Origin of the sequence: Sphingobium sp. CR2-8 (assembly GCF_035818615.1) — a bacterium.
Lineage (GTDB): Bacteria > Pseudomonadota > Alphaproteobacteria > Sphingomonadales > Sphingomonadaceae > Sphingobium.
In genome coordinates this window covers 3125819-3150825 of the sequence record NZ_JAYKZY010000002.1, presented here as the reverse complement: position 1 = coordinate 3150825, position 25007 = coordinate 3125819, and the positions used below count along the sequence as shown (strand labels likewise).

Sequence of the window (25007 nt, the reverse complement as noted above, 5' to 3'; positions counted from 1 at the left end):
CATCGGGAAACCGCATGGCGCGACGGGCGCGCGAAACCTACCCGAACGGCGATTTGTATCCTTAGTAAACATTTCGCTGGATGCGCGGCTTCGCCAAATGTAAAAGGCGACAGAGCCGGTTCAATTCGGTCGTAAAAACAGGGAGAAAGAGGATGCCGAAATTGCGGAAGCATATGCGCCTGTCTGCGTCTGTCATGGCGCTCGCCATGGCGCATCCGGCGCTGGCCCAGGACAATGGCAGCACCGACAAGGGCTATGACGAAATCATTGTAACGGCACAAAAGCGCGCCCAGTCGTTGCAGGATGTCAGCGTCGCGGTGTCGGCGGTCAGCGCCGATGCGCTGGTCAATGCCGGGATCAGCAACCTGCAGGACATGCAGCAACTGGTGCCCGCCGTCACGTTCGGCAACGACTTCAACCAGGCGAAGATCTTCATCCGCGGCGTCGGCGCCAACACCTCCACGACCGGCAGCAGCACCGGCGTCGCCCTGCATGTCGACGGCGCCTATGTCGCACGGGCCGAAGCGCAATTGACGTCGCTGTTCGATGTCGAGCGGGTCGAAGTGCTGCGCGGGCCGCAGGGCAGCCTGTACGGTCGTAACGCCGTGGGCGGCTCGATCAACATCATCACGGCCAAACCCACCGAAAGGCTGAGCGGCTATGTCCGCTTGGGCTATGGCAATTATCAGGCGCTCAACGCCGAAGCCGCCGTGGCCGGCCCGATCGCCGACTGGCTGCGTCTGCGCATCGCGGCGAAGAGCGAACTGCGCAACGGCTATGGCAAAGACCCGTTCAACGGCTGGGACGTCGACGACCTCAATCGCAAGATGGTGCGCGGCCAGGCGCAGATACTCTTCTCCGAAAAGGCCGATCTGCTCCTTTCGGCGGAATATTTCCGTCAGGACGACAATAGCGGCGCAGTCCATTATTATGGGGACGCCTTTCCCGGCGTTAGACGCCTCGCGCCCCTCGGCCCGGCCGGCATCGCCCGGAAGCCCCGCGACCTGGGCAGCGATGAGCCGCCTTCGGTCAATAGCAAGAGCCAGTCCTACACGGCGACCTTCAACTGGGAATTGAGCGACGCCTTCTCCATCACCAACGTCGCCAATTACCGCGATTTCAAGACCCAGTTGATCCAGGATCTCGATATTTCGGCGGTGGTGAACCAACTGCCGACCGCGACCACGGTGCAGACGCGCACCATCAATTCCAAGCAGTGGAGCAACGAATTTCAGGTCAAATATGACAGCGACATCCTGAACGGCGTCGTCGGCCTCTATTATTTCGGCGAGCATCAACGCCCGCGCGACCAGGTCGGCCTGACATCGTCCAGGGGCATGGCCAGCAACATCGGCTTCCTCGCGACCCGGCCTACCATCATCAATGGCAGGGCAGTGGCGCCCGGCTCGATCAGCCTGGCCTATGCCGACTATCTGTGCGATTTTCCGACCGGCGTCTCGCCCAACCGCGTCTGCCTGCGCTCGCGGCTCAACACCGAAGCCTGGGCGGCGTTCGGCCAGCTCAATTTCGATCTCGAAAAGGCGATGGGACTGAATAATTTCACGCTCAAGCTGGGCGGGCGTTTCAGCCATGAAAAAGTATCGACCGCCAATATGTCGGTCGTCCTGACAGCCAATGCCAATCCGGCCGCCGGGTCGGTGCTGGCCTTCAACGATGCGCCCTTTGCGCAGGGCGGCACCTACCGGCAGAAGACGTTCAAGGACTTCACTCCGGAAATCGGCCTGAACTGGCAGCCGAATGGCAACACCTTGCTCTATTACACCTATTCGGAGGGCTTCAAGGCCGGGTCGGGTGAGAATGCGGCGGGCAGTTCGACGATCGTGAAGCCCGAAAAGATGAAGAACCATGAAATCGGCGCGAAACTCGACCTGTTCGATCGTGCGCTGACCCTCAACCTCGCGGGCTATTGGTACAAGCTCAAGGATCTTCAGATCAACAAGACGATCGGCGGCGGTCCCACCGGCTATACCACGATCTTCGAAAACGCCGCCCGGACGGAGGCGAAGGGCATCGAACTGGAATGGATGCTCCGGCCGATGCAGCGGGTTCGCCTGTCGGGCGGCGTCTCCTATACCGACAGTAAATATAAGGATTTCCTGACGCTCGATCCGCTCGACCCGCGCAACGTCGCACAGCCGGGGCAACCGGCGTACAATCCCGTCACCAATCCCGATCCCACCGCCTTCGGCGCGCCCTGCGTCGATGGTCGTCCCAATGTGGGCGGCTGCCAGATTCAGTTGGCAGGCTTCCGCACCCGCAACTCGCCCAAATGGTCGTACAACGTCCATGGCGAACTGGATCTGGTGGATCGCAGCGCTATCGGCACCGTCACCCTGTCGGGCGACATGTCCGGCAAGAGCACCATCTACTTCACGGAGTTCAATCGCCTGAGCGAGGGGGCCAAATCCTTCACGCTGTTCGACGCGGCGCTGCGCTGGACCTCCAGCAAGGAGGATCTGACCGCCTCATTCTGGATCAAGAATATCGCCGATACGCTCCGGGCCAGCTCGACCTTCGCGATTTCCACGGGCCGCGTCATCGGCGCGACCTGGCTGCCGCCGCGGACCTACGGATTCACGATCGGCTATCGCTACTGACGATATCGGGGGCGGACGAAAGGGAGTGGGACCGAGTGCCCGCTCCCTTTTTCAGTCCATGTCCCATACGGGTGGTGTCGCAAAAGCCGGAAGCCACAATAGGGAAAACAGAGGGTTAACAAAAGACTGCCCGGCTCCGACGGCTTCCGGAATGACTTGCGCCCGCGTCCTCAGCCGCTAGGGTCGGCGGCGACGGGGGTAGGCAGCGATGGCCGGACCAGGACCAATGTCGGACGAACAACTGGCGGCCGCGCATAGCGCGCTGCGGGCGGGCGGCGACGTGCAGTTCGACATGATGCCCGCCCCGGGCCGCCAGCCGCCGCCCGCCTGGCTGAAGGCGCTGGGCGAATGGCTGGAAAAGATACTCGAACCGGTCGGCCGTTTCCTGCGTTGGATCGGCGGCTTCATGCCCGACGCACCCTATGCCCGCATCTTCCTATGGACGATGATCGCGCTGCTGGCGGCGCTCATCCTGTGGATCGTGGTCGATCGCGTGCGCCATGGCGTGTGGCGGCTGCCGCGCTGGCGTCGCCGCCGCACGGCCACGCCGGTCGAAGGCGGGGAAGAGGATTGGACGCCCGACGCCGCGCCCGCCCGCGCCTGGCTGGAGGAAGCCGACGCGCTGGCCGGGCAGGGGCGCTATGCGGAGGCCGTGCATCATCTCCTGCTGCGCAGCGTGGAGGATCTCGCCCGCCGCCGCCCGCAGATCGTCCGGCCCGCGCTCACCAGCCGCGACTTGGCCAGCGCCGACGCGATCCCGTCCGCACCGCGCCGCCTGTTTGCCGAAATCGCCGCTACGGTCGAACGCAGCCTGTTCGGCGGCCGCCCGATCGATGCGGACGAATGGGGGCGCTGTCGCCTCGCCTATGCCGATTTTGCGCAGACGCGGAGCTGGGCGGCATGAGCGATATCGGCGTAGCGCGCCAACCCAATGATGGCGGCCTGTTCCGGGCGCGCACCGTCGCGCTGATGCTGGCGATCGGCATTGCCGGTTTCGTCGGCATGCTGGTGCTGGGCGCCTATGCGCCGGATCTGCGATCGGGCCGCAATGGCGGCGCGCATGCGCTGTCCAATGCGGTCACCGGCTATGCGGGCCTGGTGAAACTGGCCGATGCGACCGGTCGCAACCCCCGGATCGTGCGCAATGCACAGGCCTTCGATACGGAGGATCTGCTGGTCGTCACGCCGGAAAGCGGCGCGACCGATATCAGCACGGCGCTGATCGAACGGTCGACGCGGCCGACCCTGTTCGTCCTGCCCAAATGGCGCACCGTGCCCGACGAAGACCATGCCGGCTGGGCGCGCTATCAGGGGTTGCTGCCACTCTACGAGCCGGTCGGCGTTCTCGCGCCCGGCGTTCGCTTCATCATGCGCCAGTATCGCAGCGGCGGCGGCCTGCTTCGGTCGCACGCTGTGCCGGGCCTCTTCTGGGCGCCACGCCCGATCCAGGTCATCACCGGCATCGATCCCGACAACAAGCGGCAGCAGGATCGCTGGCGCAAGCTCACGCCGCTGCTTACCGACGGCAGGGGCGGCATCATATTGGCGCAGGTGGGGGAAGGGCCGCTCTATGTGCTGGCCGATCCCGACCTGCTCAACAATCGCGGGATGAAGGATCTGTCGCAGGCCCGCGCCGCCTTGGCCCTGCTCGACTGGATGAACAGCACCGACGCCGAAGGCATCGCCTTTGATGTATCGTTCAACGGCCTCGGCCATTCGCGCAGCCCGTTGAAACTACTGTTCGAACCGCCCTTCCTGGCGATGACCCTGGCGATCGTCGCGACGCTGCTGCTGGCGGGCTTCCACGCATTCGGTCGCTTCGGCCCGCCGCGCGCGCGGACCCGCGCCGTGGCCTTCGGCAAGACCGCACTGGTCGACAATAGCGCGCTGCTGATCCGCAAGGCACGGCGTGAATCGCGGCTCGGGGGGCGCTATGCTGTCGCCATGCGCGATCGTGCGGCGCGCGCCTTCGGCGTGCCTGCGCGTCTGAAAGACGAGGCGCTCGACCACTATCTCGATAGTTTGAAGGGCGCCCGCCGCTTCACCGACCTCGCACAGGCGGCGCAAACGGCGGACAACCGGCATAGCCTGCTCGACGCAGCGCAGGCCCTCCATGATTGGCAAGGGGACAAAGCCCGATGAATGTAGAAACGGTTCAGGCCCTGGGCCAGGCCATCAAGCAACAGGTCGCCCGCGCGGTCGTGGGGCAGGGGACGACCATCGACCTGATGCTCGTCGCGCTCTTTTCGGGCGGGCATATCCTGCTGGAAGGCCCGCCGGGCACCGCCAAGACGCTGATCGCGCACAGCTTCGCCCGCGCGCTCGGCCTCGACTTCGGCCGCATCCAGTTCACCCCCGACCTGATGCCCGGCGACATCATCGGCGCGAACCTCTTCAATTTCCAGACCAGCCAGTTCACCCTGACGCGCGGTCCGATCTTCACCGAATTGCTGCTGGCCGATGAAATCAACCGCACCCCGCCCAAGACGCAGGCGGCGTTGCTGGAAGCGATGCAGGAACGCACCGTCACCATCGACGGCGAAAGCCTGGCCTTGAGCGACCGCTTCATGGTCGTCGCCACCCAGAACCCGATCGAGCAGCAGGGCGTCTATCCCCTGCCCGAAGCCCAGCTCGACCGCTTCCTCTTCAAGCAGAGCGTCGATTATCCGAGCGCCGTGGAAGAACGCAAGATCGTCGCCACCCATGGCGCGCGCACCCATGCGATGACGCCCGAGGCATGGGGCGTGACCCCCGTCGCCGACGCCGCCCGCATCGCGGAGGCGATCGAGGTCGTGAACGGCGTACGGCTGGTGGACGAGGTGATCGACTATATCCTCGCCCTCATTCGCGGCACCCGCGGCGTCGCCGACCTGGAAAGCGGCGCATCCCCGCGCGCCGGTGCGATGCTGGCAGGCGCGGCCCGGGCGCGCGCCGCGCTCGACGGGCGCGACTTCGTCATCCCCGACGACGTCAAGGCGCTGGCCCCGGCCTTGCTGCGCCATCGCCTGATCCTGTCCCCCGCCGCCGAAATCGACGGCCGCCGGGTCGAGGATGTCGTGACCGGCATCATCGACACGATCGAGGCCCCACGCTGAGCGATCGGGCATGATCTATCCCACCCGCACCGCGATCTGGACGGCGGCAGCCGGCGTGCCCGTGACCTTGCTGGTCGCGTTGCTGCTGCCCGGCCGCTGGTACGCCGCGCTCGCCTGGCCGGTCGCGGTGTTGCTTGCATGTCTGGTCGACGCGTTGCAGGGACCGCGCCCCGGCCAGGCACGACTACGCCTTGACTTGCCAAAAAGCGCCAGCGTCGGCGCGACGGTCGAGGGCAGGGCGACGATCGGCGTTTCCGGCATCCCGCGCGCGCAACTGATGCTCGATGTCGGTGCGCTGCTGGCGCAGGACGAAGAGGGCCTCTGGATCGATCTCATGGACGGCAAGGGGACAGCGGCGATCCCGCTGCGCACCACCCGCCGCGGCACGGCGCGGATCGCGCGCGGCTGGCTGCGCTGGAAGGGGGCGCTGCGCCTCGTCTGGAAACAGCATAGCCTTCCCCTCGACGCGACGATGGCGATCCTGCCCGACATCCGTCCGGTGCGCGATCGCGGCGCGCAGATTTTCCAGCGCCACGCGCTGCAAGGCTTGATGGCGCAGGTCGATCGCGGCGACGGCGCGGATTTCGACGCGCTGGTGGAATTTCGTTCCGGCATGGACCGGCGCGCGATCGACTGGAAACAGTCCGCCCGCCATAGCAAGCTTCACGCCAAGGAATTCCGCTCCGAACGCAACAATCAGATCGTCTTCGCGATCGACGCCGGCCGCCAGATGAGCGAGCCGGTGGCCGGTCTCAGCCGCCTCGATCGCGTCGTGTCGGCGATGCTGCTGACCGCCTGGGTCGCGCTCAAGCTGGGGGACAGGGTGTCGCTCCACGCTTTCGATTCGCGCCCGCGCATCGCCAGTGGCCTCGTGTCGGGTGCGGCGGCCTTCGGCGAACTTCAGCGGCTCGCCGCGCAGATCGACTATAGCGGCGAGGAAAGCAATTATACCCACGCCCTGACCACGCTCGCCACCCGGCTGACGCGCCGGTCGATGATCGTCCTCTTCACCGAATTTACCGACCTCACCTCCGCCGAATTTCTGGTCCGCGCGGCAGGCCGCCTGGTCGAAACCCATCTGCTGCTGGTCGTCGTCCTGCGTGACGAGGAACTGGAATCGATCCTCGACCGCCGCCCGCAAAGCGCCGACGATGTGACCCGCGCGGTCACCGCCGCCGCGTTACTCAAGGATCGATTGATGGTGCTCACCCGCCTGCGGCATCTGGGCGCCCATGTCATAGAGGCGGAGCATGATCGCGTCGCCGACCGCCTCGTCCAGACCTATGTCGATCTCAAGCGGAGGAACCTGCTATGAGCGCCCACGTCCAGGGCGGCGCAAGCCCCCCGCTCGTCAACGCCAGCCGCTTCCGCGCCGCGCATGAAGGCGAATGGGACCGGCTCGACCAGCTTGTCACCCGCATGGAAAAACGCTCGGTCCGCGCCCTGTCGGAAGACGATATCCTCGCCCTGCCGCTGCTCTACCGCTCGGCCCTGTCCTCTCTGTCGGTGGCCCGCGAAACCTCGCTCGACCGCGCGCTTGTCACTTATCTCGAACAGCTCTGCACGCGCGCCTATTTTCAGCTCTACGGCGTCCCCGACACTGCCGCGCGTCAGCTTGGCAACTTCCTCGCGCGCGACTGGCCGCTCGCGGTACAGGGCCTGTGGCGCGAAACCCTTGCCTGCCTCGTCCTCACCCTCGTCGGAGTCATCGCGGGCTGGTGGCTCGTAGCCACCGACCCTGTCTGGTATTACAGCATCATTCCCGATGCGATGGCGGGCGGGCGCGATCCCGCCGCCAGCGCAGCGACATTGCGCGCCACCATCTACGGATCGAAAGAGGGGGGTGGCCTCGCCACCTTCGCCGCCTATCTCTTCACCCATAACAGCCAGGTCGCGATCTTCGCCTTCGCGCTCGGTTTCGCCTTCACCGTGCCCACCGTGTTGCTGCTCGTCTATAATGGCCTGTCGCTCGGCGCGATGCTGTGCCTGTTCGCCAGTAAGGGGCTGGGCCTCAATTTCCTGGGCTGGCTCACAATCCACGGTTCGACCGAGATGTTCGCCATCATCCTGGCGGGCGCAGCGGGCATGAAGATCGGCACGGCGGTCGCCTTCCCCGGCCGCTATGAGCGGACCGAAGCCGCCGTCATCGCCGGGCGCAGCGCCGCCATCGCCATGGCGGGCGTCGTCCTCATGCTGCTGGTCGCGGGCCTGCTCGAAGGGATCGGGCGGCAGACGGTGCAGTCGGACGCCATGCGCTACGGCATCGGCCTCGCCGCGCTGGTCGGCTGGCTGACCTACTATTACCTCCCTCGCCGGGAGGATCGCGATGCGCTGGCGGCCTGACCGCACCCCCAACGCGCCCGCCTCGCTGCGGCGCAGCTTCGTCACGCCCGAAGGCGTCGATCTGCGCCTTGAACTTGCGAGCGCCGGATCGCGGGCCGGGGCCTTCCTGCTCGACATCCTGATCCTCTTCCTCAGCCTCATGACGATCGGCATCGGCCTGCTCGGCATCGCGAAGGCGCGGGCCGAAATCTTCATGATCCTCTGGCTGATCGGCGCCTTCATCCTGCGCAACGGATGGTTCATCCTGTTCGAAATGAGTGGGCGCGGCGCGACGCCGGGCAAGCGGCTGCTCGGCCTGCGGGTCGTGGCGCGCGACGGCGGGCGGCTGACCGGCGGCGCGGTGATCGCCCGCAACGCCCTGCGAGAGATCGAGATATTCCTGCCGCTCTCCTTTCTGGGCATGCAGGCGTCGCAGGGCGCGGCGGACGGCTTCCTCACCCTCTTCGCCTTCTGCTGGACCGGCATCTTCCTCTTCTTCCCGCTGTTCAACCGCGACCGGCTGCGGGTGGGGGATCTGCTGGCGGGCACCTGGGTCGTGAACACTGTTCGGGCCAAGCTCGGCACGGATCTGGTCGCCGCCCGCGCGCAGCAGCCCCGCCGCGTCTTCACCGACGCCGCGCTCGATCTCTACGGCATCTATGAACTGCAGATGCTGGAAAATGTGCTGCGGGGCGATCAGTGGGATGCGATCGTCACCGTCGCCGCGACGATCCGGCACAAGGCGGGCCTGGCCGACGACGGCGACGACCATGGCTTCCTTCACGATTATTATGCCGCGCTTTGCGCCCGGCTGGAACGCGGCATGCTGGTCGGCCGCCGCCGCGCGGACAAGCATGCGACGGTGCGACGTTAATATGGATTATCCTGCCAGCCCGATCATCGAAATCTGCCGTCCATAATCGGGCTCGCCTCTGTGGCAGGACCGGCGATAGCTGTAGAAGCGCTCGGGCTGGCTATAGGTGTCCTCGTCCAGCATCGCGATCCGCCCGACCCCCGCACCCGCCAGCCGCGCCGCGACATAGGCGACGATGTCGAACTGATGATGACCCGGCTTCCCGGGCGTGAAGAACCGCTCATTGGCCGCATCGTCATCAGCGAAGCGCGCGGCGAAATCGTCCCCCACCTCATAGGAGGCGCGCCCGATGCAGGGTCCGATGGCGCAGGCGATCTGCGTGCGATCGGCGCCCAGCGCCACCATCGCGTCGATCGTCCGGTCGGTGACGCCGCCGATCGCGCCCTTCCACCCGGCATGGGCCGCGCCCACGACGCCCGCAGCCCTGTCGGCGAACAGCACCGGCACGCAGTCGGCGGTCAATATGCCCAGCACCAGCCCCGGCCGATCCGTCACCAGCGCATCGGCCGCCGGGCGATCCGCCTCTGCGATTGCATTGGTCACGGTCACGACATCGGGCGAATGCACCTGCCGCACCGTTACCAGAGTCGCGCCCGGCAGCAGCGCATCGCGCGCCAGATCGCGATTGCGCAGCACCGCGTCGCGATCATCGTCCGATCCCAGCCCGACATTCAATCCCGCATGCACGCCCGTCGACACTCCGCCGCGCCGCCCGGCGAAGCCATGGGGCACGCCGTCCAGCCCCTGCGCGCGCAGCAATTCGATCATCGGGTCGGTTCCTTGTCGGGTCCATATCGGTACGCGCCGCTAAAGCATTTTCGAAGCAGACGGAAACGTCTGCTGGCTTGGAAAATGCGAAAACGAAAGACACGTAGCGCATGATCTGATCCAACGTGATCGGATTATGCGCTAGTGGACGAGAATGTCGCATGAACGCAACATACTTGCGCATGGCGGATTAGACGATAGTCTCCCGTTCAATAGCTCAAGGGGGGCGGCGTTCGCGCTGCCCGGGCAAAACAAATGAGTGTGAAGGGCATCATGCATGATTTTCGGGCGCGTTAAGCCTCTCGACGCCATTTTGGCGACCGCAGAGAAGAAATCGCTGCACCGGTCGCTGGGCGCGTTCCAGCTGACCATGTTGGGTATCGGCGCCGTCATCGGCACCGGCATCTTTGTATTGACGGCGGAGGCCGCGCAAAAGGCGGGACCGGGCATGATGCTCGCCTTCGTCATTGCCGGTTTCGTCTGCGCGGTCGCCGCGCTCTGCTACGCGGAAATGGCGGCCATGGTGCCGGTGTCCGGCTCCGCTTACACCTATAGCTATGCGGTCATGGGCGAACTCATCGCCTGGATGGTCGGCTGGGCGCTGATCCTGGAATATGCGGTCGCGGCGGGCGCGGTGTCGGTCGGCTGGTCCGGCTATGTCGTGGGCCTCATCGAACATACGTTCCATCTCGACATACCGGACCTTTTGACGCGCGGGCCATTCGATGGCGGCATGATCAACCTGCCCGCGATGCTGATCGCCGCGCTCGTCACCTGGTTGCTGGTCATCGGGACGAAGGAGAGCGCGACCGTCAACGCCGTGCTGGTCCTGATCAAGGTCGCCGCGCTCACCCTGTTCATCGTCCTGGCCCTGCCGGTCATCAATATGGAGAAGTTCACGCCCTTCGCCCCGCTCGGCTTTTCGGGCATTTCGGCGGCGGCCGCCTCGATCTTCTTCGCCTATGTCGGCTTCGACGCGGTTTCGACCGCGGCTGAAGAAACCAAGAACCCGCAACGCAACATGCCGATCGGCCTCATCGGTTCGCTCGGCATCTGCACCATCTTCTATATGCTGGTCGCCGCAGGTGTCATCGGCACCGTGGGCGCGCAGCCGGTCGCGGGTCCGGCTGGCGAAGTGCTGGCGCCTGGCTCCACCGCCCTGTCGCAGCAATGCGTTGCGCTGGCCGCCGCCGGCACCGAAGCCGTCACCTGCTCGAAGGAAGCGCTGGCCTGGACCCTGCGCGAAATCGGCTGGCCCCAGATTGGCAACCTGCTCGGCCTCGCCGCCGGCCTGGCGCTGCCCTCGGTCATCCTGATGATGATGTTCGGCCAGACCCGCATCTTCTTCGTCATGAGCCGCGACGGCCTGCTTCCCGCGATGTTCTCGAAGGTGCATCCGACCTACAAGACGCCCTATGTCATCACCATCCTGACCGGCATCTTCGTGGCCCTGTTCGCCGCCTTCTTCCCGGTCGGCATCCTCGCGGACATCTCCAACTCGGGCACGCTCTTCGCCTTCGCCGCCGTGTCGATCGCGGTGATGCGCCTGCGCAAGACCGATCCCAGCCGCAAGCGTCCCTTCCGCACACCGGCGATCATGGTGACGGCGCCGATCGCGATCGCGGGCTGCGTCTATCTCTTCTGGAGCCTGGGCGTCGAGACCAAGCTGATGTTCGTCGGCTGGGCGGCGATCGGCCTGTTGGTCTATTTCGGTTATAGCCGCAGCCGCAGCCATGTCGGCCGGGGTGTGGTGGACGTGGGGGAAGATGACGTCGGCATCCCGCCGCAGCCGGTGCCGCCCTTCCCGGGCGCACCGACGCCGGGCGGCAAGGACGCCTGACACGACACACAAAAAAGGGGGCGGTCATCCGCCCCCTTTTTACGACCCTTTCACCGTTCGTGCTGCGCCTGTCGAGGCCCCCCGCTTCTCTTCCGATCAGTGAAAATCGACCTCGACATCCCGCAGAGCGCCATGATGGGGCCGGGTGAACAGCTTGCCGCGCTCGGCCCAGATCACGATCAGGAACGATCCGATGCCGAACACTAGCAGTCCGATGGTGAAGGGCAGGGTGGTGCCGTTGAAAGCGCGCCCCACGATGCTGCCCAGCGCGCTCGACAAGGCGGTCGTCAGGAACGCCTGAAAGGAGGAGGCGACCCCCGCGCCCTTGTGGAACGGCTCCATCGAAATCGCGCTGAAATTGGATGCGGTGAAGGACACGGTCAGCATCGTCATCGCCTGCAACACCATGAACGTGACCAGCGTCTCCAGGCCCGTCAGGATCACTGCCAGGTGGACCGCCGCGATCAGGATGAAGGCGACCAGCGCGCTCTGACTCATCCGCCGCGCGCCGAATCGCTGGACCAGCCTGCTGTTGATCAGGCTGCCGATGCCCATGCATCCTGCGATCACCGCAAAACCGATCGGGAAAAAGGCCTGCGCATCGAACACGTCGAAGAAAATCTGCTGGACCGACAGGATGAACCCGATCAGCCCACCCATCACCACGCCGCTCGCCAGCATATAGCCGATCGAACTGCGCGTGCGTATGACCATGGCGACCGTCTGCCACAGCGACCGGGCCGTGATCCGCATCCGGTTCTCCACCGCCAGCGTCTCGGGCAGGCGCACCAGCATCCATGTCAGGATCATGCTCGCCAAAATCACCAGCACCCAGAATATCCAGCGCCACGGTGCGACCAGCAGGATCGCCTGGCCGAAACTGGGCGCGACGACGGGGATCAGCATGAAAACGGCGAAGATCAGCGACATGACCCGCGCCATGGCGTCGCCGCGAAACCGGTCGCGCACGATGCCGACGGTGATGACGCGGCTTGCCCCCGCAAAGAATCCGGCGCAGCCCCGGCCTGCCAGCATCATGACAAAGCTCTGCGCGCTGGCGCAGGCCACCGACGACAGGATGAACAGCGCCATCGCCCAGCCCAGCACGCGTTTGCGGCCATATCGGTCGGACAACACGCCGAACAGCAGCGACCCGAAGCCCAGTCCCAGGAAATAGACGCTGATGATCAGCTGGCGGTCGTTGGGATGCGGGATGGCCAGGTCACGACCGATCTCCGGCAGTGCAGGCAGCATCGGGTCGATCGACAGCGCGTTCATCGCCATCAGGCACGCGCACAGCAGCACGAATTCGCGAAAGTGGATGTCCTTGCGCGCGGGAACCGGCGAAACGGGGGGACGTGACTCATGCCGGGCGCTATGCGGGCATCGGCCCGGTGATGCCAGTCCCAATCCGCCACTGGTCGCAGGAAGTCGTGCCAGCGATCGGTCGAGAACAGGGCAAGCGCACTTCAAGTCCGGCACATATAGCAAAAACGACGTTAACCATTTTTTATCGCTTCCCGGTCAAACCTGCTGTTCGTGGAAAAGGGGGTCCAGATCCATTGAATTAGATTGAGGAACAGGGGAAATCACATGGGCAACAGCATCAAGAGCGCAGAATTTTTAATGGAAGCCCGCCTGTCGCGGGGGGCATATGCATCGGCGGAAGATTGCTTTGACCTGGGCGTGGCCTATAGCTGCGGCACGGGCGACCTGCCGATTGATCTGGTCGAAGCGCATAAGTGGTTCAACCTCGCCGCATCGCGCGGCAGCGAACAGGGTCAATCCATGCGCGCCGAAATCGCCGAGGAAATGACCGCGCGCGAAATCGCCGAGGCGCAGCGCCAGGCCCGTGCCGTCATCGCCGCCAGCCAGTTGCGCGCCGCCTGATCAGTCGCCTTTTTTGAACGGCGTCCGTTCGGCCAGCCACATCCGGTCCTGCTGCACGCCTGCGCGTTCGGCCGTCAGGAAATCGGCGACAGCCCTGCGGAACCCTGCATCGGGCAGATAATGCGCGGAAAAGGTCGGCTCGGGCGCATAGCCCCGCGCCAGCTTGTGTCCGCCCTGTGCGCCCGCCTCCACCTTGTGGAGGCCGCGCGCGATCGCCGCGTCGATCGCCTGATAATAGCATAGTTCGAAATGCAGGTTGGGCACGTCCTGCGTGCAACCCCAATAACGGCCGTATAGCGTATCCCCGCCGATCAGGTTGAGCGCGCCCGCGATCGGCTGTCCGTCGCGCAGCGCCAGGATCAACAGCACCCTGTCGGCCATCGTTTCGCCCAATATCGAGAAGAAAGCGCGGGTGAGATAAGGCTGCCCCCATTTGCGCGCGCCCGTATCCTGATAGAATTGCCAGAAAATATCCCAATGCGCCTCGGTCAGGTCGCTGCCCGTCAGGTGGACGATCTCCAGCCCCTCGACCGCGCGGGCGCGTTCCTTGCGGATATTCTTGCGCTTCTCGCTCGACAGGTCGGCCAGAAAGTCCGTGAAACTGCCATAGCCCCTGTTGGTCCAGTGGAACTGGCTGTCCTCCCGGATCAGCCACCCCGCCGCCTCGAAAAGAGACACCTCCGCCGGGTCGATGAAGGTCGCATGGGCTGACGACAGGTCGTGGCGCTCCACCAGCATTTCGATCCCGACGATCAGCGCGGGCGCCTGGGCCACATCGCGTAGCAACAGACGGGGACCGGGTACGGGGGAGAAAGGCGCGGCGATCTGGATCTTGGGATAATAGCGCCGACCCGCCCGTTCCCACGCATCGGCCCAGCTGTGGTCGAACACATATTCGCCTTGGCTGTGACTCTTGCCATAGGCAGGCGCGGCCGCCGCGATCCGCCCGTCCGGCCCGTCGATCACGATCGGCAGTGGCTGCCAGCCCGTTCCGTCGCCCACGCTGCCGGATCGCTCCAGTGCAACCAGAAAATCCCAGTTTATAAATGGGTTAGCTGAACAAGCGCAGGCGTTCCACTGGTCGCGATCGAAGTCTGCGACCCCCGATCCGATGCGCGCCACCACGTCAGTCATGGCTGATCTCGAAGATGATCTGGTCGGCATGGATCGCCGCCCGCGCGCGATCGGCGGCGCTGCGCACGGTCCATGTCAGCACGGGGCGCCCTTGCATGCGGGCGCGGCGGGACAGGCGGGATGGCAGGTCGCGAATATCACAGGCCAGAAAATCGGGTGCCGACAGCCAAAGTGCAAGGGCGCGTTCGATCGCGCCGCCTATTCTACCCTTGCCTTGCTGGGTCACGACAAGCCCGCGATACTGTCCAACTCGCTGTCTCACGAACCAGCGTATCGCCCATGGATTGAACGACATGACCGCCACCGGCGCATCGGGCCAGCCCGCCAGGTCGCGCGCCACGGCGGCGCAAACAGGATCGACGTCGCGACCCTCGGTCTTGATCTCGACCAACAAAGGCACGCGCCCGCCGCATCGCGCCAGCAGGGCCGAAAGGCGCGGCACCACGCCGCCATCGGGCAGCATCATGCCGTCCAGCGCCGTCGCATCCAGGGCCGCGAGAGCCTCGTCGCTTGCCCCCATCCGTCCCAATGTCGCATCGTGAAAGACGAAGGCGACGCCATCGCGGCTCGCCCGGACATCGCATTCGATGCCATATCCGGCGGCGATGGCGGCATCGAACGCCGCCATCCCGTTCTCGCTCGCCCGCACCCCATGCAACCCACGATGGGCGAAGGGGCGGTCGATCGGAAAATCAGGCCTCGGGCCGGACAAGCACGACCGCATCGATTTCGACCACTGCGCCGAGCGGCAACACCGGTACGCCCACCGCGCTGCGCGCATGCTTGCCCGCCTCGCCGAAGACCTCGACCATCAGTTCCGACGCGCCGTTGGCGACCTTGGGCTGGTCGGTGAAGGACGGGGCGCTGGCGATGAACGCGCCCAGCTTCACGACGCGCTCGACCCGGTCCAGCGATCCCAATGCCGCCTTCATCTGCGCGATGAGGTTGAGGCCGCACACCCGCGCGGCGGCGACGCCATAGTCCAGGTCGCGGTCCTCGCCCAACCGGCCGGTCATCAGCCCGTCGGGGGCGAGTGCGATCTGCCCGCTGATGTGTAGCAGGCCATTGGCCTCGACCCCCGCGACATAGGCGGCGACCGGGGCGGCGGCCTGGGGCAGGGTGATACCCAGTTCGGTCAGGCGGGCTTCGATGCTCATGAAAGGACTCCGTGGGTTGTGGGAATGTCGATCGGGGCTGGCCCCTGCGCCAGCCTGTCGGTGATCCATGTTTCGGCGGCCGCCCAGTCGTCGATCCGGGCATGGGCATGGGGGGCGTCGGCCACATGGGCGGCGATTTCCGGTTCGCCCACCATGTGCAGCCGCCAGACATGGGGCGCATGCGCTGCAACGGACCGATGATGTTCGGCCAGATCGTCGATGAACAGGACAGCGCCGGGCTGGCGCTCCGCCACGATCTTCGCGAGCGGCGGTCCCTTGCCACCCTGATTCCAATAGACCGGCGCGGTCAGGCCATGGGACGCCAGTTGCTCCGCCCGCGCCTGCTGGTGCCGTTCCGTGATATTGGTCAGCACCACGATATCGGCGACTTGCGCCAGCCGCGCCAGCGCTTCCATCGCGCCGCTGATCGGCATCTGCCGGTGCATCTCCGTCTCGAAAAAACCCAGCAGCAATTCCCAAACCCGTTCGCGTTCCACCACTAGGCCGCTATCCTTGTGGCGCAGCGCTTCGGCAAAGCCGCGGTCGCGCATGTCGAAATGCACGGCGTGCGTCTCGTCCAGCCACTGGCGGAACGGGACGACCATGTGCAGCAGCACCTCGTCGCAGTCGGTGACGATCAGGGGGCGGGTCATCGGTTCAATCTCTCCTGCGCCGCGATCAGCGCGGCGGGGCTGGTGTCGATCGCCTCGGCGCAGGCGATCAGGTCCGGCTCATGATCCGCCAGGAACGCCAGCACCGCGCCCAATATCGCGGGATTGTCGATCCCCGCGCGCAACGCATTGGCGTCCAGGCCCGTCAGCGACAGCAGCCGATCGGCCCGCCCGCCATCGCTCAGCGTCCATCCCAGCGCCATCAGCGCCAGCGTCGCGGCATCCGGACTGCTATCCTGCTTGCCATTCTCTGTGTCGGGTCGCATGATTGGTTCTCGGGGTGGGGGCGGCTATAGGCGCGCTCCAAAGGCATTTTTGGACCGCGGGTGACTGGTGGCAAAGCGCGTGCTCGTTGTCGAGGACAACGAACTCAATCTCAAACTTTTTTGCGACCTGCTGCGCGCGCACGGGCATGAGGTGTTGCCGCTGCGCGACGGGCGCGACGTTCTGGCGCAGGCGCGCGACTTCCTGCCCGACCTCGTCATTACCGACATTCACCTGCCCCATGTCAGCGGCCTCGACCTCATCGTGTCGCTCAAGGCCGACGATCGCCTGTCCGCCGTCCCGATCATGGCCGTCACCGCCTATGCCGGCCATGGCGACGAGGACCGGATTCGCGCCGCCGGAGCGCAGGCCTATGTGTCGAAGCCGATCTCTGTCCTGCGTTTCGTGGAGCAGGTGAACGCCCTGCTGTAACCGGACTGCAACAGGCTTCACGCGATCGTCATCATCCTTTCACGCGGCCTACATCAATCAGCCCTCCGCCCGTCATTCTTCTCTGCCAACCCCCGTTTCGCAAGGGCGCGACCGCCGGTCGACAGCCTGACACTGCACAGGGGTAATTCCACCATGTCTCATCTGACCGACGAAGCGCGCGCGCCCTATCGCGATGCGCAGCCCACCATCGATATGGGCGACCAGAGCCTGGAAGCCATCATCGCCGCCAATCCCGGCCGCCGTTCCGTCCTGAAGAACGGTCTGCTCGGCCTCGCCACCCTGCCGATGCTGGGCGCGCTGGGCGCTTGCGGCGACGACAATGATTCGGATGGCGGCACCCCGACACCCACGCCGACCCCAACCCCGACGCCCGCGCCCAGCTTCGGCATCAATTTCGCGTCGGTGGCGATCAACGGCAACGATACCGTCACCGTGCCTGCGGGCTACACCGTGGACGTGCTGCTCAAGGCCGGCGACCTGGTCGAAGCGGGCACCGCCTTCGTCAACGGCACCTTCCCCACCAGCGTCACGCAGACGGCGGCCTGGGCCGGCGGCAACCATGACGGCATGGAATTTTTCGAACTGTCGGGCACCAACCCCAACAGCGGCGGCCTGCTCGCCATCAACTTCGAACTGCCCGACTATAATATCCTGTTCGCCAGCGGCAGCTACAACGCCGCGACCGCCACGACCGCGCAAAAGGAAATCGCGCTGTCGGCCGTCGGCATCGCCGTGGTCGAAGTCGCCAAGGGCACGGACGGCAAGTTCGCGGTGAAGGCCGGTTCGCGCTTCAACAAGCGCTACAGCGGCAACACCGACTATCGTGTCGGCGGCCCGGCCGCAGGCGTGATCGGCAGCACCGTGCGCGGCATGCTGAACAACTGCTCCAGCGGTCGCACGCCCTGGGGCACCTACCTCACCTGCGAAGAAACCACGAACAACTATATCGACACGACCCGCCCCAACAACCATTATGGCTGGGTGGTCGAAATCGACCCCTATCAGGAACTCGCGCCCGCGACCAAGCGCACCGCGCTCGGCCGTTTCAGCCACGAAAACACGGCCTATATGAACGACGCCAACAACCGCGTCGCCTTCTACATGGGTGACGATTCGACGCCGGGCTGCATCTACAAATTCGTGCCCGATCAGGCCTACAGCACCACCAATCGCGCCGCGAACACCAACCTGCTCGACTATGGTACGCTCTATGTCGCGCGCTTCAACGCGAACGGCACGGGCGAATGGCGCGCGCTGGTCCAAGGGCAGAACGGCCTGGTCCCCGGCGCGTCCGATCCGGGCAATGTCAGCCAGTCGACCACGCCCGCCGCGCCGACCGTCGTCAATTTCGCGACCCAGTCCGACGTTCTCATCAACACCGCATCGGCCGCGCGCGTGGCGGGCGGTACGATCATGGACCGTCCGGAATGGATCACGGTCGCGCCCAACCGCCAGTCGATCTTCGTGACGCTGACCAACAATAGCGGCCGCCGCGTCACCGACAATCCCAACCCGCGCGTCACCAACCTGCACGGCCACATCCTCAAATTCCGGGAAAATGGCGACTCGCCGCTGGCGACCGCCTTCACTTGGGAAGTGTTCCTGCTGGCCGGCAATCCTTCGCTCGCCGAAGCCAATCTCAAGGGCAACATCAACGGCGATTATTTCTCCAGCCCCGATGGCCTGCGCATCGACCCGCAGGGTCGCCTGTGGGTTCAGACCGATCATAATCTGACCGGCAATGCGGGCACGCTGAACGGTGCGGCGGTCAACATGGTCCAGGCGTTCGGCAACAATTCGATGTATTATGTCGATCAGGCGACCAAGGCGTCGAAGCGCTTCCTGGTCGGCCCCGTGGGCTGCGAAATCACCGGCATCGCCTATACGCCGGACCTCAGCAGCTTCTTCATCAACATCCAGCATCCGACTGGCAACTGGCCGGTATCGGGTCAGCAGCCGCGCTCCTCGACCATCGTGGTGCGCCGCACGGACGGCCAGCCCGTCGGCAACTAAACATCTTCTTCAGGAGAGGGTTGGGGAGGGGGCGTTCCGAAAGGAGCGCCCCCTCTCGTTCAGCGCTGCACTGTTCCCCGGCGCAGGCCGGGGCCCAGTCCCGCACGCGCATTTGCAGCAACCATCAGGGACAACAGGAAAAGGCCCGCTCCCACAAAGGGACGGGCCTTCCTGTTCGACAGAACGAAGATCAAGCGCGCGGGCGCAAAGCCCGCAACGGCTTACTTGATCTTGGCTTCCTTGAACTCGACATGCTTGCGCACGACCGGGTCATACTTGTTGAAGCTGAACTTCTCGGTCTTGGTACGCGGGTTCTTCTTCGTGACGTAGAAGAAACCCGTGTCAGCCGTGCTGACGAGACGGATCTTGACGGTTGCCGGCTTGGCCATGGCCCTATTCCCTGGTCGTAAAAAGCGTAAAAAGAAAAGCGGCCCACAGCGGACCGCCCCGTTTCAGCCGTGGCCCATGGGGCAGATTCGGTTTGCTGTCAAGACTTGGCGCGCCAGGACGCAGGGGTGTCAGGCAGGCTTTACGCGCCTTTAACCCCATTGCATGCATGATCCGTTCGGGGCGAAAAACGGGGGACTTTCCCATGCGACATGATCCGATGCTGGCCATATTGACCGACCTGATGCGCCGGGTGGAGGGGCTGGCGATCCAGCGCGGCCATATGTCCGTGCCCCGCCTCCAGGACGAACTCGACCAGATTCGCCATATCGCCCGCGCCTTTCATCTCGACACGGTCGAAGGCTTGGCCGGTACGCTCGAATCGGCGTTGTCGCTCCATGGCCTGGGTCCGATCGTGCTGTCCTATCTCGACCTGATGCGTGATGCGATCGCGCAGGAGGCGACGGGGGCCGTGGTCGTTCCGTTCGTCCCGCGCATGCCCGCCGCGCCCGTCAACGCTTTGCGCGCCTGATTCGCGCCGCCTGTGGACGCCCTGCTCCTCGCCCTGCTCGGCTGCCTGCTGGGCGAGATCGGCGACAAGGGCCAATGGCTCGTCCTGGCGCTCGCGACCCGCTATGATCGCAATGGCGCGATCATCGCCGGGATCATCCTGGCCGCCATCGCCAATGCTGCCATCTCGGCTTTTGCCGGGGCATGGATCGGGCCGATGCTGGGGGCGGACGCCCGGCTGCTCTTCATGGCGCTCTCTGTCCTCTTCCTTGGCGCAGGCCTGTTCTGGCCCGTCTCCGCGCCCGATCCGCTGGCGGGATGGCCGACGGGCGCCTTTCTGACCACTACCCTGGGCCTGCTCATCCTGGGCTTTGGCGACGGTCCGCAATTTCTGGTGCTGGGTATTGCGACCCGCACCGCCGATCCGTTGCTAGCAGGCGTGGGCGGCGCGATCGGCGTCATCGCGGCGCTCGTGCCCGTCGTGCTGCTGCGCGGCCGCATCCTGTCGGTGCTGCCGCTACGGGCGATCCGCTGGATCGGCGGCGCGCTCTTGCTGCTCAGCGGCGCGATCATGGCGCTGTCCGCGACCAGCCTGCTCTGATCGATACGATCCATCAGCCTGATCGGGAATTTACGTCGGCGGATATGGCACCATATGCGCAGCGGATCATTATATGTCCGAAATCATTTCTGCGAACAGGAGGACATTGCATGACCGCCCCCGATCTCAAGACCCCGACCGACCTCAAGAGCAACGCGACCAAGTCCGTGGCCGACGCGCTCAACGGCGCATTGGCGGACAGCTATGCCCTGTATCTGAAGACCAAGAATTTCCATTGGCATGTGTCAGGCCCGCATTTTCGCGACTACCACCTGATGTTCGATGAACAGGCGACCGAAATCCTCGGCACCACCGACCTCATCGCCGAACGCGTACGCAAGACCGGCAACACCAGCCTCCGCTCGATCGGCGACATTTCTCGTCATCAAACGATCAAGGACAATGACGCGGAATTCGTCAGCCCCGCCGACATGCTCAAGGAACTGCGCGACGACAATCTGTCGCTGGTCGAAACCTTCCGCGCGGTAAAGGCCGCCGCGACTGAGGCAGGCGATAACGCCACTGAAGGCATCGTCGACGACTGGACCGACCAAGCCGAACAGCGCGCCTGGTTCCTGTTCGAGGCCGCGCGCGGGGCGTAAACGAATTCAATCGTGCGGAGGCGCGGAGACGCGGAGGGGTTACGCAACCTCTCTACGTCTTCGCGCCTCCGCACGATTCAAAAAAGGCTCAGTGCCGACAGACAGACGTAAAACATAACTCGGCGTCCTCTGCGCCTCTGCGCGCAAAATAATAAGGCTGCTAGCCGGTTCGAGAACCGGGCCCGAATGGCGAGATATTATACCTCGCCAACCGCTGCGATAGCCACAATCTCCACCGCGTCCTTCTTCCCGGAGAAATCCACCGTCTCGCCGACCTCCGCATCCATCATCGCGCGGGCGAGGGGGAGGAAAAGCTGATCCGCCCCTCATTGGGGTTCGCTTCATCGTCACCAACCAGCGCCACCGTCTTTTCATGGCCTTTCAGCCGATAGGTCACGCGCGTCCCGAACGCGACCACGTCACCCGCCGCCTCGGCCTTCAACTCCGCCGTCGCCAGCCGCGTGCGCCAATAGCGCAGTACGCGCTTATGCTTCTTGGCCGCCTCTTCCTCTTGTGTCTCGGTATCGACGGCTTCCAGCGCCGCGACCTGCGTCCGGATCAGCCGTAGCCCCCGCGCCGTCACCCAGTTGGGACCGGGCGGGATCGGCAGCTCGAACTTCGGCTCCATATGCTCGTCATCGCTCTCGCGACGAAAGGCGACGCTCATGTCATCACTCTCCCGAAATTCATGTGCCGTTCCCCGGCGAAGGCCGGGGTCCAGTGCGACGCTGGAGCTTGGACCCCGGCCTTCGCCGGGGAACAGCCAGTCGTCTCAATCCTCGTCGAACAACCCGGCCAGCTGCTCGACCATCGTGCCGCCCAATTGCTCGGCATCCATGATCGTCACCGCCCGCCTGTAATAGCGCGTCACGTCATGGCCGATGCCGATCGCGACCAGCTGCACCGGCGACTTGTTCTCGATCCAGTCGATCACCTGGCGCAGATGCCGCTCCAGATAGGTGCCGCTGTTCACCGACAGCGTCGAATCGTCCACCGGCGCGCCGTCGGAAATCACCATCAATATGCGGCGTTCCTCCTGCCGCGCGATCAGGCGGCTATGCGCCCACAGCAGCGCCTCGCCGTCGATATTCTCCTTCAGCAGCCCTTCGCGCATCATCAGGCCCAGATTTTTGCGCGCCCGCCGCCACGGATCGTCCGCTTTCTTGTAGACGATGTGGCGCAGGTCATTGAGCCGGCCCGGCATCGGCGGCCGCCCGGCGGCCAGCCATTCCTCGCGGCTCTGCCCGCCCTTCCATGCGCGCGTGGTAAAGCCCAATATCTCGGTCTTGACCCCGCACCGCTCCAGCGTGCGCGCCATGATGTCGGCGCTGATCGCCGCGATGCTGATCGGCCGTCCGCGCATCGATCCGCTATTGTCGATCAGCAGCGTGACCACCGTGTCGCGAAACTCGGTATCCCGCTCGATCTTGTAGGACAGCGAATGGGTGGGATCGATCACGATCCGCGCCAGCCGCGCCGCGTCCAGCATCCCCTCTTCCTGATCGAAGTCCCACGACCGCGACTGCTGCGCCATCAAGCGCCGCTGCAAGCGGTTGGCGAGCTTCGTCACCGCCCCCTGCAAACTGACGAGCTGCTGGTCCAGGAAGCCGCGCAGCCGCACCAGTTCATCCTCGTCGCACAGTTCTTCCGGACTGACGACCTCGTCATATTTCAGCGTATAGGCTTTATAGTCGAAGCCCGGCGGCAGGTCGGACATCGGCCGGTTGGGCCGGACCGGCATCATGCCTTCCTCGCCCATATCGTCCGCGCCTTCATCGCTGTCGGCGTCGAACTCGTCGCTATAGTCGGTGTCGCCCTCTTCGGTGTCGCCGCCCTGGTCCTCGGCGCGCGCCTCGGCGTTCATGTCGCTGTCGCCGGACTCGTCCTCGCCGCTGTCGCCTTCGTCCTGCTGCTCTTCCTCGTCCTCGCCCTCATCCTGGGATTCGGGTTCGTCGGTATCGGGCGGCACGTCGGCGTCGATCAGTTGCAGATGCTCCAGCATCGCCGTGGTCAGCCGCTGGAACGCGCGCTGGTCGTCGATCGCCATCGCCAGCGCGTCGAGATCGCTGCCCGCCTTGTCCTCGATCCACTGGTCGACCATGGCGACGCCCGCCGCCACATCCTTGGGGATCGCCTGGCCCGTCAGCCGCTCGCGCACCTTGAGCGCCAACGCGGTCGACAAGGGCACCTCATCGGCCGACCGCGCCCGGCGGATGGCATCGGACTTCAACCGCAGGTCCAGCGCATGGTTGAGGTTGGCGCGCACGCCTTCCATCGCCCGCGACCCGATCGCCTCGATCCGCGCCTGCTCGACCGCGTCGAACACCGCCCGCGCGACCGCTTCGCCCGGCGCGGAGGACGCGTGAATCCTGGGGTTATGATGCCGCAGCTTGAGCGCGGACGAATCCGCAAAGCCACGCGCCAGCGCGACCTGATCGGCGGGCAGGGCGCGGCTGGGCGTCGGCACCTTGATCGCCTTGCCGGCCAGATGGGGGGTGTCGGCGGTAAAGCCGACCTCCACCTCCGCATCGCGCGTGACCGCGCGCGCCACGCCGGACAGCACATCCTTGAAGGCGTCGAGAGGGGAACGGTCGGTCATGATTCCAGCAACGCCTCGCGCAGGACCGCGCGCGCTGATGCATCGACGCCCAGTGCCTGTTCCAAATAGCCCTCGATCCCGCCATAGCTGGCGTTCAGTTCGGCCATCAGGCTGTCGAGATAGGCCGTATCGGCGCGCAGCAACGGGGCGATGGCGTCTCCCATGTCGCGCCGCGCGCGCGCCAGGGGACTGTCGTCCCGCGCCAGCAGCCGATCCCAGTCGGCCTGGCTGTTGGTCAGCAGATAATCCTCCACGATCGACGCATGGGGCACGCCGATCGCGGCCAGGATCAACATGGCCCCGACGCCGGTGCGGTCCTTGCCCGCCGCGCAGTTGATCAGGATCGGCACCCGCCCCGCAATGATCTGCGCGAACATCATACGATAGGATTCGGCGTGGTTCGCCGCTATGGTGCGATAGACGGCGATGATGGCGTCGCGCATTTCCGCCGCCGTCACCGCCGGGCTATGAATGAGCGCGCTCAGGATACCACTCGTCTCTTCATAGTCGCGGCAGATATAGGCGGTATCCGCGCCATGCCAGGATGTCGGTTCGGCGACCCGTTCCTTTTCCCGCCGAAAATCGCAGATCGCCCGGATGCCAAGCGAGCGCATATGGGCGGCGGCGTCCTCGCTCAGCAGCGCCATCGTGCCCGACCGGTACAGCACCCCCCGCCGCACCCTGCGGCCGTCGGTCGTAACCTGACCGCCGAAGTCGCGCAGGTTGAACGCGCTGTCCAGCGGCCATGTCGTGCGATCCAGTGTTATGGCTGTCATGGGCGCTCCGGTTCGCCCGTACGGGGCACGGCGATCGTCTCGATCTGCGTTTCGACTTCGCTCATCAACTTGTGGATCGGGCATTTGGCGGCGACGGCGATCAGCCTGTCATGCTGCTCGTCGGTCATCGGTCCCGTCACTGCGATGCGCGTCGTCAGCTTGTAGATGCCCTTGCGCTCCTGGCTCGCATCGCGAACCACGCCGACATGGATGTCCTCCACCGGAATAGCGTTGCGCTGCGCATACCAGAGCATGGTCATCGCCTTGCAGGCCCCAAGCGCCGCGTCATAGAGGTCATGCGGGTCCGCCCCGGCGTCATGGCCGTCGGGCGCAGACATGTCCGCGACGATCTCATGCCCCCGAATGCTGATCCGGTGCGCCGTGCCGCCTGCTGGGTCGATCCGTTCGACGACGATCATGGGAAACTCCCGCC

25 protein-coding genes and 1 pseudogene are annotated in these 25007 nt (G+C 65.2%); 14 read left to right on the top strand and 12 right to left on the bottom strand.

Annotated features, from left to right (window positions below; translation table 11 throughout):
* Nucleotides 1–152 precede the first annotated feature (152 nt).
* The 7 genes from U5A82_RS19365 (at nucleotide 153) to U5A82_RS19335 (ending at nucleotide 8909) form a co-directional block, all read left to right on the top strand.
* Nucleotides 153–2618: a TonB-dependent receptor gene (locus U5A82_RS19365; protein WP_326292490.1), complete on the top strand. Its 2466-nt coding sequence runs from the start codon at nucleotides 153–155 to the stop codon at nucleotides 2616–2618.
* 226 nt (nucleotides 2619–2844) lie between these two features.
* Entirely contained in the window at nucleotides 2845–3522 is a 678-nt protein-coding gene (locus U5A82_RS19360; protein ID WP_326292489.1) for a DUF4129 domain-containing protein, read from the top strand.
* Nucleotides 3519–4760: a hypothetical protein gene (locus U5A82_RS19355; protein WP_326292488.1), complete on the top strand. Its 1242-nt coding sequence runs from the start codon at nucleotides 3519–3521 to the stop codon at nucleotides 4758–4760. Before U5A82_RS19360 ends, U5A82_RS19355 begins: the two co-directional genes overlap by 4 nt.
* A complete protein-coding gene (locus tag U5A82_RS19350; RefSeq protein WP_326292487.1) occupies nucleotides 4757–5713 on the top strand; it encodes an AAA family ATPase in 957 nt (318 codons plus the stop codon). Before U5A82_RS19355 ends, U5A82_RS19350 begins: the two co-directional genes overlap by 4 nt.
* Before the next feature lie 10 nt (nucleotides 5714–5723).
* Nucleotides 5724–7028 carry a DUF58 domain-containing protein gene (locus U5A82_RS19345; protein WP_326292486.1) on the top strand — a complete coding sequence of 435 codons (1305 nt, stop codon included), beginning with the start codon at nucleotides 5724–5726 and terminating at the stop codon, nucleotides 7026–7028.
* Nucleotides 7025–8056 (top strand): stage II sporulation protein M, encoded by a 1032-nt coding sequence (locus tag U5A82_RS19340; RefSeq protein WP_326292485.1) that lies wholly within the window; start codon nucleotides 7025–7027, stop codon nucleotides 8054–8056. The genes U5A82_RS19345 and U5A82_RS19340 overlap by 4 nt, the downstream gene beginning before the upstream one ends.
* On the top strand, nucleotides 8040–8909 hold the full coding sequence (locus tag U5A82_RS19335; protein WP_326292484.1) for an RDD family protein: 870 nt from the start codon (nucleotides 8040–8042) through the stop codon (nucleotides 8907–8909). The genes U5A82_RS19340 and U5A82_RS19335 overlap by 17 nt, the downstream gene beginning before the upstream one ends.
* Before the next feature lie 6 nt (nucleotides 8910–8915).
* On the opposite strand, the gene pgeF is transcribed toward U5A82_RS19335, so the two are convergent.
* Nucleotides 8916–9677: a peptidoglycan editing factor PgeF gene (gene pgeF, locus U5A82_RS19330; protein ID WP_326292483.1), complete on the bottom strand. Its 762-nt coding sequence runs from the start codon at nucleotides 9675–9677 to the stop codon at nucleotides 8916–8918.
* A gap of 277 nt (nucleotides 9678–9954) precedes the next feature.
* On the opposite strand from pgeF, the gene U5A82_RS19325 reads away from it, so the two are divergent.
* Nucleotides 9955–11517: an amino acid permease gene (locus U5A82_RS19325; protein ID WP_326292482.1), complete on the top strand. Its 1563-nt coding sequence runs from the start codon at nucleotides 9955–9957 to the stop codon at nucleotides 11515–11517.
* A 96-nt stretch (nucleotides 11518–11613) separates the two neighbouring features.
* Here the strand turns inward: U5A82_RS19325 and U5A82_RS19320 are convergent, their stop codons facing one another.
* The gene (locus tag U5A82_RS19320) at nucleotides 11614–12801 is read right to left on the bottom strand and encodes a multidrug effflux MFS transporter (protein WP_326292481.1); all 1188 of its coding nucleotides are present in this window, start codon (nucleotides 12799–12801) and stop codon (nucleotides 11614–11616) included.
* A 309-nt stretch (nucleotides 12802–13110) separates the two neighbouring features.
* On the opposite strand from U5A82_RS19320, the gene U5A82_RS19315 reads away from it, so the two are divergent.
* Nucleotides 13111–13407, top strand: coding sequence for a hypothetical protein (locus U5A82_RS19315; RefSeq protein ID WP_326292480.1), 297 nt, complete (start codon nucleotides 13111–13113; stop codon nucleotides 13405–13407).
* On the opposite strand, the gene U5A82_RS19310 is transcribed toward U5A82_RS19315, so the two are convergent.
* From U5A82_RS19310 to U5A82_RS19290, 5 genes are read right to left on the bottom strand one after another with little or no spacing between them, the layout of a single operon-like run.
* On the bottom strand, nucleotides 13408–14541 hold the full coding sequence (locus U5A82_RS19310) for a GNAT family N-acetyltransferase (RefSeq protein ID WP_326292479.1): 1134 nt from the start codon (nucleotides 14539–14541) through the stop codon (nucleotides 13408–13410).
* The gene (locus U5A82_RS19305) at nucleotides 14534–15253 is read right to left on the bottom strand and encodes a glycerophosphodiester phosphodiesterase family protein (RefSeq protein ID WP_326292478.1); all 720 of its coding nucleotides are present in this window, start codon (nucleotides 15251–15253) and stop codon (nucleotides 14534–14536) included. The genes U5A82_RS19310 and U5A82_RS19305 overlap by 8 nt, the downstream gene beginning before the upstream one ends.
* Nucleotides 15234–15698, bottom strand: a complete 465-nt coding sequence (locus U5A82_RS19300; RefSeq protein WP_326292477.1) for a RidA family protein — start codon at nucleotides 15696–15698, stop codon at nucleotides 15234–15236. The genes U5A82_RS19305 and U5A82_RS19300 overlap by 20 nt, the downstream gene beginning before the upstream one ends.
* On the bottom strand, nucleotides 15695–16351 hold the full coding sequence (locus tag U5A82_RS19295; RefSeq protein ID WP_326292476.1) for an HAD family hydrolase: 657 nt from the start codon (nucleotides 16349–16351) through the stop codon (nucleotides 15695–15697). Before U5A82_RS19295 ends, U5A82_RS19300 begins: the two co-directional genes overlap by 4 nt.
* Nucleotides 16348–16635 (bottom strand): DUF3572 domain-containing protein, encoded by a 288-nt coding sequence (locus U5A82_RS19290; RefSeq protein WP_326292475.1) that lies wholly within the window; start codon nucleotides 16633–16635, stop codon nucleotides 16348–16350. The genes U5A82_RS19295 and U5A82_RS19290 overlap by 4 nt, the downstream gene beginning before the upstream one ends.
* Before the next feature lie 67 nt (nucleotides 16636–16702).
* On the opposite strand from U5A82_RS19290, the gene U5A82_RS19285 reads away from it, so the two are divergent.
* Together U5A82_RS19285 and U5A82_RS19280 are read left to right on the top strand one after the other, a co-directional pair.
* Nucleotides 16703–17065, top strand: a complete 363-nt coding sequence (locus U5A82_RS19285; RefSeq protein WP_326292474.1) for a response regulator — start codon at nucleotides 16703–16705, stop codon at nucleotides 17063–17065.
* 153 nt (nucleotides 17066–17218) lie between these two features.
* Nucleotides 17219–19099 carry a PhoX family protein gene (locus U5A82_RS19280; protein WP_326292473.1) on the top strand — a complete coding sequence of 627 codons (1881 nt, stop codon included), beginning with the start codon at nucleotides 17219–17221 and terminating at the stop codon, nucleotides 19097–19099.
* Nucleotides 19100–19320: 221 nt separating this feature from the next.
* Here the strand turns inward: U5A82_RS19280 and rpmG are convergent, their stop codons facing one another.
* Nucleotides 19321–19488 (bottom strand): 50S ribosomal protein L33, encoded by a 168-nt coding sequence (gene rpmG, locus U5A82_RS19275; RefSeq protein WP_043154839.1) that lies wholly within the window; start codon nucleotides 19486–19488, stop codon nucleotides 19321–19323.
* Between the two features lie 203 nt (nucleotides 19489–19691).
* Here rpmG and U5A82_RS19270 point away from each other — a divergent pair, with 203 nt between their 5' ends.
* The 3 genes from U5A82_RS19270 to U5A82_RS19260 all read left to right on the top strand — a co-directional run bounded on the left by U5A82_RS19270 (nucleotide 19692) and on the right by U5A82_RS19260 (nucleotide 21199).
* Nucleotides 19692–20018, top strand: a complete 327-nt coding sequence (locus tag U5A82_RS19270) for a hypothetical protein (RefSeq protein ID WP_326292472.1) — start codon at nucleotides 19692–19694, stop codon at nucleotides 20016–20018.
* Between the two features lie 12 nt (nucleotides 20019–20030).
* Nucleotides 20031–20597, top strand: coding sequence for a TMEM165/GDT1 family protein (locus U5A82_RS19265; RefSeq protein ID WP_326292471.1), 567 nt, complete (start codon nucleotides 20031–20033; stop codon nucleotides 20595–20597).
* Between the two features lie 110 nt (nucleotides 20598–20707).
* Complete coding sequence (locus U5A82_RS19260) at nucleotides 20708–21199, top strand: Dps family protein (RefSeq protein ID WP_088183447.1); 492 nt, start codon at nucleotides 20708–20710, stop codon at nucleotides 21197–21199.
* Nucleotides 21200–21396: 197 nt separating this feature from the next.
* On the opposite strand, the pseudogene U5A82_RS19255 reads toward U5A82_RS19260, so the two are convergent.
* The 4 genes and pseudogenes from U5A82_RS19255 to U5A82_RS19240 form a co-directional block, all read right to left on the bottom strand.
* Nucleotides 21397–21866: pseudogene (locus U5A82_RS19255) on the bottom strand (GreA/GreB family elongation factor).
* Nucleotides 21867–21971: 105 nt separating this feature from the next.
* Complete coding sequence (gene cobT / locus U5A82_RS19250) at nucleotides 21972–23798, bottom strand: cobaltochelatase subunit CobT (protein ID WP_326292470.1); 1827 nt, start codon at nucleotides 23796–23798, stop codon at nucleotides 21972–21974.
* Complete coding sequence (locus U5A82_RS19245) at nucleotides 23795–24574, bottom strand: tyrosine-protein phosphatase (protein WP_326292469.1); 780 nt, start codon at nucleotides 24572–24574, stop codon at nucleotides 23795–23797. The genes cobT and U5A82_RS19245 overlap by 4 nt, the downstream gene beginning before the upstream one ends.
* Nucleotides 24571–24993, bottom strand: coding sequence for an OsmC family protein (locus tag U5A82_RS19240; protein ID WP_326292468.1), 423 nt, complete (start codon nucleotides 24991–24993; stop codon nucleotides 24571–24573). The genes U5A82_RS19245 and U5A82_RS19240 overlap by 4 nt, the downstream gene beginning before the upstream one ends.
* Between the last annotated feature and the right edge of the window lie 14 nt (nucleotides 24994–25007).

Coding starts and splice junctions, on each gene's coding strand:
- U5A82_RS19365 (WP_326292490.1), top strand. CDS start 153: ATGCCGAAATTGCGGAAGCATATGCGCCTGTCTGCGTCTGTCATGGCG.
- U5A82_RS19360 (WP_326292489.1), top strand. CDS start 2,845: ATGTCGGACGAACAACTGGCGGCCGCGCATAGCGCGCTGCGGGCGGGC.
- U5A82_RS19355 (WP_326292488.1), top strand. CDS start 3,519: ATGAGCGATATCGGCGTAGCGCGCCAACCCAATGATGGCGGCCTGTTC.
- U5A82_RS19350 (WP_326292487.1), top strand. CDS start 4,757: ATGAATGTAGAAACGGTTCAGGCCCTGGGCCAGGCCATCAAGCAACAG.
- U5A82_RS19345 (WP_326292486.1), top strand. CDS start 5,724: ATGATCTATCCCACCCGCACCGCGATCTGGACGGCGGCAGCCGGCGTG.
- U5A82_RS19340 (WP_326292485.1), top strand. CDS start 7,025: ATGAGCGCCCACGTCCAGGGCGGCGCAAGCCCCCCGCTCGTCAACGCC.
- U5A82_RS19335 (WP_326292484.1), top strand. CDS start 8,040: ATGCGCTGGCGGCCTGACCGCACCCCCAACGCGCCCGCCTCGCTGCGG.
- pgeF (WP_326292483.1), bottom strand. CDS start 9,677: ATGATCGAATTGCTGCGCGCGCAGGGGCTGGACGGCGTGCCCCATGGC.
- U5A82_RS19325 (WP_326292482.1), top strand. CDS start 9,955: ATGATTTTCGGGCGCGTTAAGCCTCTCGACGCCATTTTGGCGACCGCA.
- U5A82_RS19320 (WP_326292481.1), bottom strand. CDS start 12,801: ATGGCGATGAACGCGCTGTCGATCGACCCGATGCTGCCTGCACTGCCG.
- U5A82_RS19315 (WP_326292480.1), top strand. CDS start 13,111: ATGGGCAACAGCATCAAGAGCGCAGAATTTTTAATGGAAGCCCGCCTG.
- U5A82_RS19310 (WP_326292479.1), bottom strand. CDS start 14,541: ATGACTGACGTGGTGGCGCGCATCGGATCGGGGGTCGCAGACTTCGAT.
- U5A82_RS19300 (WP_326292477.1), bottom strand. CDS start 15,698: ATGAGCATCGAAGCCCGCCTGACCGAACTGGGTATCACCCTGCCCCAG.
- U5A82_RS19295 (WP_326292476.1), bottom strand. CDS start 16,351: ATGACCCGCCCCCTGATCGTCACCGACTGCGACGAGGTGCTGCTGCAC.
- U5A82_RS19290 (WP_326292475.1), bottom strand. CDS start 16,635: ATGCGACCCGACACAGAGAATGGCAAGCAGGATAGCAGTCCGGATGCC.
- U5A82_RS19280 (WP_326292473.1), top strand. CDS start 17,219: ATGTCTCATCTGACCGACGAAGCGCGCGCGCCCTATCGCGATGCGCAG.
- rpmG (WP_043154839.1), bottom strand. CDS start 19,488: ATGGCCAAGCCGGCAACCGTCAAGATCCGTCTCGTCAGCACGGCTGAC.
- U5A82_RS19270 (WP_326292472.1), top strand. CDS start 19,692: ATGCGACATGATCCGATGCTGGCCATATTGACCGACCTGATGCGCCGG.
- U5A82_RS19260 (WP_088183447.1), top strand. CDS start 20,708: ATGACCGCCCCCGATCTCAAGACCCCGACCGACCTCAAGAGCAACGCG.
- cobT (WP_326292470.1), bottom strand. CDS start 23,798: ATGACCGACCGTTCCCCTCTCGACGCCTTCAAGGATGTGCTGTCCGGC.
- U5A82_RS19245 (WP_326292469.1), bottom strand. CDS start 24,574: ATGACAGCCATAACACTGGATCGCACGACATGGCCGCTGGACAGCGCG.
- U5A82_RS19240 (WP_326292468.1), bottom strand. CDS start 24,993: ATGATCGTCGTCGAACGGATCGACCCAGCAGGCGGCACGGCGCACCGG.